The organism is Mycobacterium sp. ACS1612 (genome assembly GCF_001667505.1).
Classification (GTDB): Bacteria; Actinomycetota; Actinomycetes; order Mycobacteriales; family Mycobacteriaceae; genus Mycobacterium.
On sequence record NZ_LZHZ01000066.1, the window covers coordinates 13,895 to 27,788 of the forward strand.

Here is a 13,894-nt window from a genome sequence, read left to right on the forward strand (position 1 = left end):
CAGATCAGGCCGGCTCGAACCACAGCGCGGCAAGTGGCGGCAGCACCATCACCGCCGAAGCCGGGCGACCGTGCCACGGCTCATCAGTGGCCTCCACTGCGCCGTAATTGCCGATTCCGGTGCCGTTGTAGATGTCGGCGTCGGTGTTGAGCACCTCACGCCACGTCCCTGCGTGCGGCAATCCAAGCCGGTACCGGGTGTGCTCGGAACCGGAGAAGTTGAACACGCACGCCAGCATCGAGCCGTCGTCGCCGAACCGCAGGAAGCTCAACACGTTATTGGCCGAGTCGTTGGCGTCGATCCACGAATAGCCCTCCGGCCGGGTGTCCTGCGACCACAGTGCGCGACGGCTGCGGTAGATGCCGTTCATGTCCTGCATCAGCCGCTGGATGCCGGTGGAGAAACTGTTCTCGTCTAGCTGGTACCAGTCGACGCCGCGCTCCTCGGACCACTCCGCACGTTGCCCGAATTCCTGACCCATGAACAGCAGTTGCTTGCCGGGATGCGCCCACTGGTAGGCCAGCAGGCCGCGCAGGCCCGCCGCCTTGACGTGGTCGTCGCCCGGCATCCGGCCCCACAATGTGCCCTTGCCGTGCACCACCTCGTCATGGCTGATGGGCAATACGAAGTTCTCGCTGTAGGCGTAGAGCATCGAGAAGGTGATCTCGTGGTGGTGGTAGCTGCGGTGGATCGGGTCGCGTTTGATGAACTCCAGCGTGTCGTTCATCCAGCCCATGTTCCACTTCATCGAAAAGCCAAGGCCGCCGAGGTTGGTCGCCCGTGTGACACCGGGCCACGACGTCGACTCCTCGGCGACCGTCACGATGCCCGGCGCCAACTTGTGCACGGTGGCGTTCATCTCCTGCAGGAACTGCACGGCTTCCAGGTTCTCGCGACCGCCGTAGACGTTCGGCGTCCAGCCGCCCTCCGGGCGTGAGTAGTCGAGGTAGAGCATCGACGCGACGGCATCGACACGCAGCCCGTCGATGTGGAATTCCTGCAGCCAGTACAGCGCATTGGCGACGAGGAAGTTGCGCACCTCGGCCCTGCCGAAGTCGAACACGTAAGTGCCCCAGTCCAATTGCTCGCCGCGGCGGGGATCGGAGTGCTCGTAGAGCGCGGTTCCGTCGAACCGGCCCAGCGCCCACGCGTCCTTCGGGAAGTGCGCCGGAACCCAGTCCATGATCACGCCGATACCGGCCTGATGCAGTCGGTCCACCAGGTGACGGAAGTCGTCGGGGTTCCCGAGGCGTGACGTCGGCGCGTAGTACGACGTGACCTGGTAGCCCCACGATCCGCCGAATGGATGTTCGGCCACCGGCATCAACTCGACATGCGTAAAGCCCTGCGAAACCACGTAATCGGTCAATTCGTCGGCCAGTTGTCGATAACTCAATCCTGGCCGCCACGACATCAGGTGCACCTCGTAGGTGCTCATCGGCTCGAACACCGGGTTCTGACCGGCGCGTTGGGTCATCCAGTCGGAGTCGCCCCAGGCGTAGGAACTCTTCGTCACCTTCGACGCGGTCTGCGGCGGTACCTCGGTGGCGAACGCCATCGGGTCGGCACGTTCGGTCACCGCGCCGTCGGCGCCGTGTACCCGGAATTTGTACAGTCCGCCGACTTCGAAGCCGGGCCAGAACAGCTCCCACACACCCGTCGAGCCGAGCACCCGCAACTGGGCTTCGTTACCGTCCCAGTGATTGAACTCGCCGATCAGGCTGACGCCCTTGGCATTCGGCGCCCACACCGCGAACGAGACGCCTTCCACCACACCGTCGGGCGTGGTGAAGCTGCGCGGATGTGCGCCCAGGATCTCCCAGAGTCGTTCGTGGCGGCCCTCGGCGAATAGGTGCAGGTCCATCTCGCCGAGCGTGGGCAGGAAGCGGTACGCGTCGGCAACGGTCTGGGTATGGGTGGCGCCACCGGGGGCCGGATAGCTGACCTCGAGACGGTAGTCGACGAGGTCGGTAAACGGCACCGCGACTGCGAACAGGCCGGATTCGATGTGGCCGAACACGTAACGCTCGCCGCCGATGAGCGCGACGACCTCTGCCGCGTGTGGGCGGTACGCGCGAATCACGGTGTGATCGCCGTATTCGTGAGCGCCGAGAATCGAATGTGGGTCGTGGTGCTCCCCGGCCAGCAGGCGGTTGAGATCCGCGGTGTGTGGCCGAAGGTGCGGGCTCGTGCGTTGGTTCGTCTGAGTCATTTGTCACTCCCTACGCAGCAGGTTCAGTCGTTGGTCGGCGGGCACCTGGGGCATGTTCAGCACATGGGCGACCGCCCGCGCCGGGTCGATGCGGACGTAATTCGATTGGCCCCATTGGTATTCGTCACCGGTTATCTCGTCACGTACCCAGAATCTGTCGTAGGGCTCCATGCCGAGCGCGCCCATGTCGAGCCACAGTGTGGCCTCCTCAGGTCCGAACGGGTTCAGCGTCACCACCACCAGCACCTGATCGCCGGTGAGCGGGTCGAACTTGCTGTAGGCCAACAGCGCATCGTTGTCGGGGTGGTGGAACTTGATCGTCCGCAGTTCGTGTAACGCCGGGTGCACACGCCGAATCTCGTTGAGCCGGGTCAAAAACGGCTCGAGCGACTCGCCGTCGGCCAGCGCCGCCTCGAAGTCGCGTGGCCGCAGTTCGTACTTCTCCGAGTCCAGGTATTCCTCGCTGCCTTCGCGCACCGGGCGGTGCTCGAACAGCTCGTAGCCCGAATACACGCCCCACGCCGAGCTCATCGTGGAGGCCAGCACGGCGCGGATCGCGAACATCCCCGGCCCGCCGTGCTGCAGGCTCTCGTGCAGGATGTCGGGGGTGTTCACGAACAGGTTCGGCCGCGCCTCGTCGGCGTGCTCGGCGATCTGCTGACCGAATTCCGTCAGCTCCCATTTCGAGGTGCGCCACGTGAAATACGTGTAGGACTGCGTGAATCCGAGTTTGGCCAGCCCGTACAGCCGCGCAGGCCTGGTGAACGCCTCCGACAGGAACAGCACGTCGGGATCGAGGTTCTTCACCTCGCCGATCAACCAGGCCCAGAAGTTCGGCGGCTTGGTGTGCGGATTGTCGACGCGAAACACCTTGACACCGTGCGAAATCCAGAACCGCACGACCCGGAGCACCTCCTGGTAGAGGCCCGCCGGATCGTTGTCGAAGTTCAGCGGATAGATGTCCTGGTACTTCTTCGGGGGATTCTCCGCATACGCGATGGTCCCGTCCGGCAGCACGGTGAACCACTCGGGGTGCTCGCGTGCCCACGGATGGTCAGGTGCGCACTGCAGAGCCAGGTCCAGCGACACCTCCATCCCGTGATCGCGTGCGGCCGCGACGAAGTCGTCGAAATCCTCGATGGTGCCCAGTTTCGGGTGGACCGCGTCGTGGCCACCCTCGTCGCTGCCGATCGCCCACGGCGAACCGACGTCGTTGGGTGCGGCGGTCACGCTGTTGTTGCGGCCCTTGCGGTGCACCTTGCCGATCGGGTGGATCGGTGGCAGATACACGACGTCGAAACCCATCTTCGCGATGCGCGACAACTCCTTGGTCGCCGTGGCGAAGGTGCCGTGCACCGGATTGCCCTGGGCATCCCAGCCGCCGCTCGACCGGGGAAAGAATTCGTACCATGCGCTGAGCCGTGCCAGCGGCCGGTCTACCCAGACGCCGTATTGCTGTCCGCGCGTGATCAATTCGCGCAGCGGATACTGTTCGAGCACCTCGGCGACTTCCTCGGAAAGCGCGGCGCCTGCGCGGGCGAACGGATCGCCGGGTGCGCGTAGTCGGGCGGCCGCATCGATCAGCGGGTAGCGGTGCTGACGCGGGGCGCCGGTGGCTGCGCGCTCGAGCAACCTCGCGCCGACCAGCAGGTCGTTGTTCAGCTCGCTTTCGCTTTGACCCGCGTCCAGCTTCGCCGTGACGTTCTTACGCCAGGTCGCGATCGGATCGCCCCAGCCGTCGACGCGGAACGTCCACAACCCGACACTGTCGGGACTGAACTGGCCGTGGAATACGTCCGGTGTCCGGCCCATCGCCATCGGCAGCAGCTGCGGCCTTATCCGCGGCGCGGGGCTGACCACCTTTTCGATCGGCACAGCCTCGGCCGGTTTGGCCAAGCCAGGCGGGTCCGCGGTCAGCTTGGGATACGCGCTGCCGTGGTAGCGCACCACCAGCGTCGCCGACACGGCGTCGTGGCCTTCGCGCCACACCGTCGCCCGGACGGGAACGATCTCGCCCACCACCGCCTTGGCCGGATAGCGTCCGCCAGATACGACAGGTTCGACGTCGTCGATGCCGATGCGACCGGCCACCCCATCACTCCTTACACTGACGCGGCCCCGGAGCCATGCGGCCGCTGTGCTTGTCGTCTGGTCTCGAATCGGTGCCTCGTGGACATCCTCAGCGCCCTATACCCACCGTAGTGGCCAGCCGAACCCAATGGAGGTGAAGCGATTGCCCACCGCACTGCGCCGAGCCGATTAGTCAGTAAGGTTGAGTCACGTGAAAGCACTCCGCCGGTTCACGGTCCGCGCACATCTTCCCGATCGTCTGACTGCGCTCGAACGTCTTTCGATCAACCTGCGTTGGTCCTGGGACAAGCCGGCCCAGGACCTGTTCGCCGCCATTGACCCGGAGCTGTGGAAGCAGGTCGGCTCCGATCCGGTCGCGCTGCTGGGGCAGGTCGCCCCGAAGCGCCTGGACGAGCTCGCCGTCGATGAATCCTTCGTGCACCGTCTCGACGCGCTGGCCGCAGACCTGGACAATTACCTGACCAAACCGCTTTGGTACCAGCAAGAGCAGAACCAGGGGACGCAGCTGCCCCACGGCATCGCGTACTTCTCCATGGAGTTCGGGGTTGCCGAAGTGCTGCCCAACTACTCGGGTGGGTTGGGCATTTTGGCCGGCGACCACCTCAAATCCGCGTCCGATCTCGGGCTGCCTTTGATCGCGGTCGGGTTGCTGTACCGCTCCGGGTACTTCCGGCAGTCGCTGACCGCCGACGGCTGGCAGCATGAGAGCTACCCGTCACTGGACCCGCAGGGGTTGCCGCTACGGCTGCTGACCGACCGCGCGGGCGACCCGGTGTTGGTCGAGCTGGCGATGCCGGATTCCAATCAGCTGCGGGCCCGCGTCTGGGTCGCGCAGGTGGGCCGAATTCCATTGCTGCTGTTGGACTCCGACATTCCGGAGAACGACCACGAGCTGCGTGGGGTCACCGATCGGCTCTACGGCGGAGACCAGGAACACCGCATCAAGCAGGAGATCCTGGCCGGCATCGGCGGCGTGCGCGCGATCCGGGCCTACGCCGCGCTGGAGGGCCTGCCCGCCCCCGAGGTGTTCCACATGAACGAGGGTCACGCCGGTTTCCTCGGCGCGGAGCGCATCCGTGAACTGATCGACGCCGGTCTTGACTTCGACACCGCGCTGACGGTGGTGCGGTCGTCGACCGTATTCACCACGCACACCCCGGTGCCGGCGGGCATCGACCGTTTCCCGGTGGAAATGGTCAAGCGCTACTTCGGCGGCTCGGCGGATGGTCCGGCGGGGGAGATGTCGCGGTTGTTGCCCGGGGTTCCGCTGGACCGGATCATCGCGTTCGGCGCCGAGGACGACCCGGCGATGTTCAACATGGCGCACATGGGCCTGCGGCTGGCGCAGCGCGCCAACGGGGTGTCGAGGTTACATGGACGCGTCAGCCGGTCCATGTTCAACGAGTTGTGGCCGGGCTTCGACCCTGGCGAGGTGCCGATCGGCTCGATCACCAACGGGGTGCACGGTCCGACGTGGGCGGCGCCGCAGTGGCTCGAACTCGGCCGCGAGTTGCTCGGCAGCGAGGATCTGGGCTCGTTGACCGAGCCGGACACCTGGCAGCGGCTGCAGCAGGTCGACACCGGTCACATGTGGTGGATCCGCTCACAGTTGCGGGAAGCCCTTGTCAGGGACGTACGCGCCCGGCTCCGTCGGTCATGGCTGGAGCGCGGAGCGTCGGAGGCCGAACTCGGTTGGATCGCAACGGCTTTCGATCCTGACGTGCTGACCATAGGGTTCGCCCGACGGGTGCCGACGTACAAACGGCTGACCCTGATGCTTCAGGACCCGGTCCGGCTCGAGCGGCTGCTCGTCGACGAAAAACATCCGATTCAGCTGATCGTGGCCGGCAAGTCGCACCCCGCCGATGACGGCGGCAAGGCGCTGATCCAGCAGGTCGTGAAGTTCGCCGATCGTCCGGAGGTGCGCCACCGCATCGCGTTCCTGCCCGACTACGACATGTCGATGGCCCGTCAGCTGTATTACGGCTGCGACGTCTGGCTGAACAATCCGCTGCGTCCGCTGGAGGCCTCGGGAACGTCGGGCATGAAAAGCGCTCTCAACGGTGGCCTCAACCTGTCCATCCGCGACGGCTGGTGGGACGAGTGGTACGACGGCGAGAACGGCTGGGCCATACCGACCGCGGACGGGTTGCTCGACGAAGGCCGTCGCGACGACATCGAGGCCGCGGCGTTGTACGACTTGATCGAGCAGTCGGTGGCGCCGAAGTTCTACGACCGCGACGAGCACGGTATCCCGACGCGCTGGGTGGAGATGGTGCGCCACACGCTGATGGCGCTGGGGCCGAAGGTGCTCGCGTCGCGGATGGTGCGCGACTACACGGAGAAGTACTACGCACCGGCGGCGCAGTCGTTGCGCAGGACCGTCGAACCGGGCGCCGACGGCGAGCCGTTCGGCGCTGCGCGCGAGTTGGCCGCCTACCGGCAGCGGGCGCAGGAGGCGTGGCCGAAGATCCAGATCACCGACGTCGACAGTTACGGCCTTCCCGACACGCCGCTGCTGGGCTCGGAGTTGACGCTGACGGCGACGGTGCAGCTGGCCGGCCTGCGGCCTGACGAGGTAGTGGTTCAGGCGGTGCTCGGCCGGGTGGACGCTGGCGACGCGCTGGTGGACCCGGTCACGGTGCCGATGGCCCACACCGGCACGGCCGACGGCGGCAACGAGGTGTTTTCGACGACCACGCCGCTGCCGGTGGCAGGTCCGGTCGGATACACGGTGCGGGTGCTGCCGCATCACCCCTTGTTGGCAGGCGACAACGAACTCGGCCTCGTCACGCTGGCGTGAGTCCCGCGCTCAAGGTCGGTGTGGACGGTGGGCCGTACGCGCTCGCGCTCGGCCAGGACGAGGCGATGTGGGTGACGTTGGTGCACGCGGGGGCGATCGCCCGGGTGACCGACGGCGGCGACGTCACGGTATATCCGGTCGACGCGCGATCGCGGCCGTCGATCATCGCAGCCGGGCCCGACGGCGCGATGTGGTTCACCTGTACCGGTGACGACCGCATCGGCCGGATCACGATGGCAGGCGAATTGACGATGTTCCAACTGGGCGAGGACACCGGTCCGTACGGCATCACCGCAGGCCCCGACGGGGCGATGTGGTTCACCGCGATGACGTCGGGTGAGATCGGCAGGATCTCCGTGGACGGCGAACTGTCCGGGGAGACGGCGGTCGGTGGCGCACCGTCGATGATCGTCACCGGCCCCGACAACGCGTTGTGGTTCACCCTGAATCAGGGCAACGCGATCGGCCGGTTCGCTGTCGCAGACGGCTTGACCGTGCGCGAATTGCCAACGGCGGCAGCGGGTCCCGTCGGGATCGCCGCGACACACGACGATGCGGTGTGGTTCACCGAGATCCTGGCCTCCAAGCTCGGCCGCATTCCGATGGATGACGCGATTCAGGAGATGGAGCTGCCCGGAAAGCCGCATGCGGTGGTCGCCGATCCGGACGACGGGGTGTGGGTCAGCCTGTGGGGCGCAGACCAGATCGCGCGGGTCAGCGGGGACGGCTCCGACGTCGTCACCATCGACGTTCCCCCTGGCAGTGAGCCGCACGGGTTGGCGATCGGCGCCGACGGTGCACCGTGGGTGGCGCTGGAATCCGGCTTCGTGCTGCGAATGCCCACCTGAACTCGGTCCGGTCACGCTCGGATAAAGACTCGCTGACTTCCGGCCCGCCTTTGCCGGGTGTGATCGGGCGGTCGGGTAATGATCCAAGGCGGAATGTGTTCCGGCCGAGGAGGGCTGCGCTGTGCTGGTTCATCCGATGGCCGTGCTGACCGTCTGCGCGTTGCTCTGCGCTTCGGCCCCGCCGAGCGCGTCCGCCGACCCCGATACCGAAGCGGTCGCGGCCGAAGCCGCCGCGCCTGCCGACGAAGGCTGGGTGGAGTCGTCGCCGCCCGCGACCACCATCGCACCCGACGGCTGGACCCAAACGGTATCGGCAAAAAACGAACTGCAGCGGGTGATTTCACCGCTGACGACGGCGGTCTCGTCGCGCGAATACCAAGTGGGTGGCACGTACAGCGGTGCGCTCTCCGGGCCCGAGGACGCCGAACCTCCGTCCGGCACGCTCGAGGTGGGCTACCAGATCGGCTGTGGCATAGACATGAGCACGTCCAACGGCGTCTCGCTGACCGGCACTGTGGGGTTGAACCCGTCGGTCGGAGTGGTTGGCACCGACGTCATCTCGCCGCTACCCGAGGGCATCATTCCCGGGGTCGGCTCCAACCTCGGAGGCGGTGTGACGGTCGGTCTCAAGCCTGGGCTCATCAACACGATTCCGGTGTCCAAGAAACAGTTCCGCGGCTTCGACCCCTGGATACTGATCGACGGGTTCCGCATCAAGATCGACGGCTGCGTCGGCGAATCCTTCATCCGCTCGTACTCGTTTTTGACCCGGTCGACAGATGTGTCGGACGTCGTCACCGCGTGGTACGGCGTGACGAAGAAGGTCTAGTTCGTCGGCGAGATCGACGTGTAAGTTTCGGCGTTCAGCGGAAGCGCTTGAAGCAGCGGTCCTCGTCACCGAGCACGCCGACCCGGAACGCGTCGATCCGCGAGAACCCGGACGGCACCGACTCGCCGTTGACGTCGCTGGCGGCCAGGCCGTTGGTCAAGATGCCCGACACCGCCTCGTCGACGTCGCCGGCTGTCAGCGCGATGGTGTTGCCGTCGGGTGTCGTGATGCTCTTCGACATCTTGACGGTCGCCACTCCGGTGAGGCACGCCGTGCGCAGCGCGGCCTCGGCGTTGTCGAGGACGACGCCGCCGCGTGCGTGCTGCAGCGCCTGCATGTATCGGGACACCAGAACCGAGTAGGCGGTGTTGTCCCCGCTGGCCAGGCCGACGCCGTTGTCGCTGTCCGACTGCGCGCCCATCACTTCGAGTTCCTCGAGGTCGACGACGATCGTGTTGGTGGCCGGACAGTACGACGCGGGCGGACTGGGCCGCGCGTCAGGGCAACCTTTGGCGTCGGCGGCGTTGAAGCTCAGCTTCGGCGGGTTCGCGGGCGCGAACACGATGCCCATCGCGTCGATGATCGACTGCACCGATTCCTTCGTGATCGGCAGTTCCCCGGTCTGGTCCTCGGGCAGCAGCACCGGGAGATCGCCGCGCCGCTGGCCGATTTCGCGCATGTCGATCGCGGCGCACGCCGACGGCCCGTCGGTGAAGCCGAACTGGAATGCCGAAAGGCGCTCGAACGCCGAACCGTGTTCGTCCACACCGGCTTCCGGATCACCCGCGGCGAACAGCGGGTCGCGGAACGCGATCACGGCCGCCAGTACGGTGTTCAGCCCCTCACCCGTGGACAGCGTGAACCGTGGTGATTTGTCCTCGGCCACCCAGCGCATGTAGGCACCGGCGAAGCAGTCGGCCTGCTGCTCCTTGACCAGGGTTGGAGTGCCCTTCTTGTTGACGCCCGCCTGATGCTGGACCGCGTGACCGTACTCGTGGGCGAGCACCATCGTGACACCCATGTCTCCGTAGGCCTTTCGCAACGCGGGCAGCAACTCGCCGCGGTCCCAGCCGATCGTGTCGTCGTCGTAGCAGAACGCGGCGTTGACGATTCCGTAGGTGTCCTCGCCGCAGAACGACGTGCCGTCGAAACCGTTTGCGTCCCAAGAGATCAACGCTTCGACAGGGGTGAACTGCCCGTCGAACGTGTCACCGTACACCTGGCTCCAGTAGTCTTCGATGTCGCTGACAGCGTTGGCGGCCAGCTTGTCGATCTGACCGTTGTCGGTGCCTTCGACGTCGCGCACATCGCCCTTCGCATCGGGTCGCAGCCCGGTAGGGCCGTCGCTGGCGGGCATGCCTGCGACGTGGAACGGGTCGTCGAACACCGAGACCGCCTTGCCCTGAAGGGTTGTGGTGCACGCGGGAAATGCCAGCACGGTGCAGGCCGCGATCGCGGCACCTATGACCCGGCCCCTTGCCATGCAGGCAGCTTAATGAAAGCTGTCAGCCTGCGCGCAGACGTTCGAGTGCTTCGCGCACCCGATTCGAGTCGGTCGTGGCCCAATACGGCGGCAGCGATGCGCGCAGGTAACCGCCGTAGCGGGCAGTCGCCATCCGCGAATCCAGCACCGCGACCACACCGCGGTCGTCGACGCGTCGCAGCAGACGCCCTGCTCCCTGCGCCAGGAGCAGGGCCGCATGGCTGGCGGCGACGGCCATGAACCCGTTGCCGCCGCGCGCCGCCACCGCACGCTGCCGCGCGGTCAGCAGCGGGTCGTCGGGCCGGGGAAACGGAATGCGGTCGATGAGCACCAGCGACAGCGAAGGACCGGGCACGTCCACGCCCTGCCACAGCGACAGCGTGCCGAACAGCGACGTCTCGGGATCGTCCGCGAACTGCTGCACCAACGCCGACGTGGCGTCGTCGCCCTGGCACAACACCGGGGTGTCGAGTCGGTCGCGCATGATCTCCGCCGCGGCCTTGGCCGCCCGCATCGACGAGAACAGCCCCAGCGTCCGGCCACCCGCGGCGGTGATCAGCGCCTCGATCTCGTCGAGTTGCTCGGCCGACCCGGTGCCGTCGCGCCCAGGCGGCGGCAGATGCGCGGCCACGTAGAGGATGCCCGACTTGGCGTGCTCGAACGGCGACCCGACGTCGAGGCCGCGCCACTTCACCTCGTCGCCTGCCAGCCCCCACGCCGACGCCATCGAGTCGAAGGTGCCGCCGATGGTCAGTGTCGCCGACGTCAGCACCGCGGTGGTGTGCTCAAAAAGCCTGCCGCGCAACAGACCTGCGACCGACAGCGGCGCCACCCGCAGCACCGCACGGTTGTCGTCACGCTCCAGCCACACCACGTCGTCTCGGTCAGGGATGGCGGGCACGAACGACGTCAGGATTCGGGTCGCGGTGTCGCTGATGTCGGTCAGCGCGGTCACCGCCTCGGCGCGCGCCGACGCCGCCGCCGGATCGCTGGGCGCCGTATCGATCGCCGAACGCGCCCTGCTCGCGGCGTCGCGTAGCGCGGTCAGATAGGTGGTCATCTCGTCGTCCAGCACGTCGATGCGGCCGGCAGTCGCGTCGTGGATCGCCGACGACAACGTCGCCGCCGCGGCGTCCAGGCGCTGCACGAGTTCGGGATCGATGAGCCTGCTGACGCGGCGCTGAGCGACGCCGAGCGAGGTGGCCGACAACTCGCCGGTGGCCACCCCGGTCACCCGGTCGACCAGTTCGTGCGCCTCGTCGACGACCAGCAGGTGGTGTTCGGGAAGGACGGCGGCGTCGGTCATCGCATCGATCGCCAGCAGCGCGTGGTTGGTGACGACGACATCGGCGTGGCCCGCCTTGTCGCGGGCACGCTCGGCGAAACAGTCGGTGCCGAACGGGCACCGGGCCATCCCGATGCACTCCCGCGCCGATACCGACACCTGCGACCACGACCGGTCCGGCACGCCCGGGATCAACTCGTCGCGGTCGCCGGTGTCGGTGTGCGACGACCACGCGATCAGCCGCTGCACGTCGCGGCCCAACGCGCTGGCGGCCATCGGCTTGAACAGCTCCTCCTGCGGCCCGTCTTCCGGCTCAGTCGCGGCTCCATTGTGGATCTTGTTCAGGCACAGGTAGTTTCCGCGCCCCTTCAGCAGCGCGAAGTCGGGCCGACGAGGCAGTACGTCGGCGAGCGAATCGGCAAGCCGGGGCAGGTCGCGATCGACGAGTTGGCGCTGCAGGGCGATGGTGGCGGTCGACACCACCACCGGCTCTTCGGCTTCGACGGCCTTGGCGATCGCTGGCACCAGGTAGGCCAGCGACTTGCCGGTGCCGGTGCCCGCCTGCACGGCGAGGTGCTCGCCGGTGTCGAATGCGCGCGCAACGGCCTCGGCCATCTCGATCTGGCCACTGCGCTCGCTACCGCCCAGCGCGGCGACCGCCTTGGCCAGCAGTTCGGTGACGTCCGTGACTTCTCCTAGCGGGACGGCGGGATCATCCGGGTCGGGACGGCGGGCTCGCCCTTCGACAGTTTCAGGCCGTCCCATGGCAGGCTGTGCAGTCCTTCCTTGACGCGCTTGCGGGCCGTGTCGATGCTCAGGTCGCCGACCGGTTCGCCGTCGCGCACCAGATCGACGGTCAGCAGGCGCCCTGACTCGTCGCGCGGTGGCTGGGCGTAGGGGTACACGATCTCCTCGACGATGGTGCCGGTGGTCTTACACGTCCGCAGCGCCTGTTTGCGTCCGCCGTGGGACTCCTTAAGGCTGCTGCGTTTCTCGACGGGCATGCCGTCGACCTCCACCAACTTGTAGACCATGCTGGCGGTCGGCGCGCCGGAACCGGTCACCACCGAAGTGCCGACGCCGTAGATGTCGACGGGTTCGGCGCGCAACGCCGCGATCGCGAACTCGTCGAGGTCGCCGGACACCACGATCCGGGTCTTGGTGGCGCCGAGACGGTCCAGTTGATCGCGGACCTGGCGCGCCATCACGCCGAGGTCGCCGGAGTCGATCCGCACCGCGCCCAGTTCAGTGCCCGCCACGTCGACGGCGTTGGCCACCCCCTGCGTGATGTCGTAGGTGTCGACGAGCAGCGTGGTGCCGACGCCGAGCGCGTCGACCTGAGCTTTGAACGCGGCCTTCTCGTCGGGCCCCCCGCCGGTGGTGTGCAGCAGCGTGAACGCGTGCGCGCTGGTGCCAAGGGCGGGCACGCCGTGGCGGCGTTGCGCCTCGAGATTCGACGACCCGGTGAATCCGGCGATGTAGGCCGCGCGCGCCGCGGCGACCGCAGCCTGCTCATGAGTGCGCCGTGAGCCCATTTCGATCAGCGGGCGTTCGATGGCCGCGCTGACCATCCGCGCGGCGGCCGAGGCGATCGCCGTGTCATGGTTGAAGATCGACAGCGCAAGCGTCTCGAGCAGAACGCATTCGCCGAAGGTTCCGTGCACCGACAGCACCGGCGAGCCGGGGAAGTACAGCTCACCTTCGGTGTAACCGTCGACGTCGCCGGAGAACCGGTAGTCGGCGAGGTACGCGAGCGTTTCACGATCCATCGAAGGTTCCAGCGACGCCAGGGCGGCGTCGTCGAACCTGAACTCCGCCAATGCTTCCACGAACCGCGCGGTGCCCGCGACGATCCCGTAACGCCTGCCCTCCGGCAGCCGGCGGGCGAAGATCTCGAAGCTGGCGCGGCGGTGCGCGCTGCCGTCCCGGAGCGCCGCCGCGAGCATCGTCAGCTCGTATTTGTCGGTCAGCAACGCCGGAGAAGCAGAAGACACACCGCAACGGTAACGGTTGAGCGACCTCGGTATCCTGATCCACATGGTTACTCCGGCGAAGACCCGCCCGGGAACCCGCGAGGAACGGGATGTCAAGAGCACCGAGGCGACGGACGCCCCCTGGGTGACCATCGTCTGGGACGACCCCGTGAATCTGATGACATACGTGACGTATGTCTTCCAGAAGTTGTTCGGTTACAGCGAGCCGCATGCGACCAAGCTCATGCTGCAGGTGCACAACGAAGGCAAGGCCGTGGTGTCAGCAGGCAGCCGCGAGTCGATGGAGGTCGACGTGTCCAAGCTCCATGCCGCAGGCTTGTGGGCGACCATGCAGCAGGACCGCTGATCC

The 13,894-nt window shown here is 67.0% G+C and carries 9 protein-coding genes; 4 read left to right on the forward strand and 5 right to left on the reverse strand.

Features of this window, described 5'->3' with window-relative positions; genetic code table 11:
* Positions 1-4: 4 nt before the first annotated feature.
* Positions 5-2,212, reverse strand: coding sequence for a 1,4-alpha-glucan branching protein GlgB (gene glgB, locus A5724_RS28075; protein ID WP_067810064.1), 2,208 nt, complete (start codon positions 2,210-2,212; stop codon positions 5-7).
* Between the two features lie 3 nt (positions 2,213-2,215).
* Complete coding sequence (locus A5724_RS28080; RefSeq protein ID WP_067810066.1) at positions 2,216-4,303, reverse strand: alpha-1,4-glucan--maltose-1-phosphate maltosyltransferase; 2,088 nt, start codon at positions 4,301-4,303, stop codon at positions 2,216-2,218.
* Between the two features lie 190 nt (positions 4,304-4,493).
* Here A5724_RS28080 and A5724_RS28085 point away from each other — a divergent pair, with 190 nt between their 5' ends.
* From A5724_RS28085 to A5724_RS28095, 3 genes are all read left to right on the forward strand, one after another.
* Positions 4,494-7,106 (forward strand): glycosyltransferase family 1 protein, encoded by a 2,613-nt coding sequence (locus A5724_RS28085; protein WP_067810069.1) that lies wholly within the window; start codon positions 4,494-4,496, stop codon positions 7,104-7,106.
* A 65-nt stretch (positions 7,107-7,171) separates the two neighbouring features.
* Positions 7,172-7,954, forward strand: coding sequence for a virginiamycin B lyase (locus A5724_RS28090; RefSeq protein WP_232005011.1), 783 nt, complete (start codon positions 7,172-7,174; stop codon positions 7,952-7,954).
* Between the two features lie 136 nt (positions 7,955-8,090).
* A complete protein-coding gene (locus A5724_RS28095) occupies positions 8,091-8,783 on the forward strand; it encodes an MspA family porin (protein ID WP_067810268.1) in 693 nt (230 codons plus the stop codon).
* A gap of 34 nt (positions 8,784-8,817) precedes the next feature.
* Here A5724_RS28095 and A5724_RS28100 read toward each other — a convergent pair whose 3' ends face one another.
* From A5724_RS28100 to A5724_RS28110, 3 genes are read right to left on the reverse strand one after another with little or no spacing between them, the layout of a single operon-like run.
* Positions 8,818-10,266, reverse strand: coding sequence for a neutral zinc metallopeptidase (locus A5724_RS28100; RefSeq protein WP_067810074.1), 1,449 nt, complete (start codon positions 10,264-10,266; stop codon positions 8,818-8,820).
* A 22-nt stretch (positions 10,267-10,288) separates the two neighbouring features.
* Complete coding sequence (locus tag A5724_RS28105; protein WP_067810080.1) at positions 10,289-12,316, reverse strand: ATP-dependent DNA helicase; 2,028 nt, start codon at positions 12,314-12,316, stop codon at positions 10,289-10,291.
* The gene (locus A5724_RS28110) at positions 12,247-13,590 is read right to left on the reverse strand and encodes a nicotinate phosphoribosyltransferase (RefSeq protein ID WP_232005007.1); all 1,344 of its coding nucleotides are present in this window, start codon (positions 13,588-13,590) and stop codon (positions 12,247-12,249) included. The genes A5724_RS28105 and A5724_RS28110 overlap by 70 nt, the downstream gene beginning before the upstream one ends.
* Here A5724_RS28110 and clpS point away from each other — a divergent pair.
* Positions 13,589-13,891 (forward strand): ATP-dependent Clp protease adapter ClpS, encoded by a 303-nt coding sequence (gene clpS, locus A5724_RS28115; protein WP_067810082.1) that lies wholly within the window; start codon positions 13,589-13,591, stop codon positions 13,889-13,891. The two genes, A5724_RS28110 and clpS, sit on opposite strands and share 2 nt — an antisense overlap.
* The last annotated feature ends 3 nt before the right edge of the window (positions 13,892-13,894 follow it).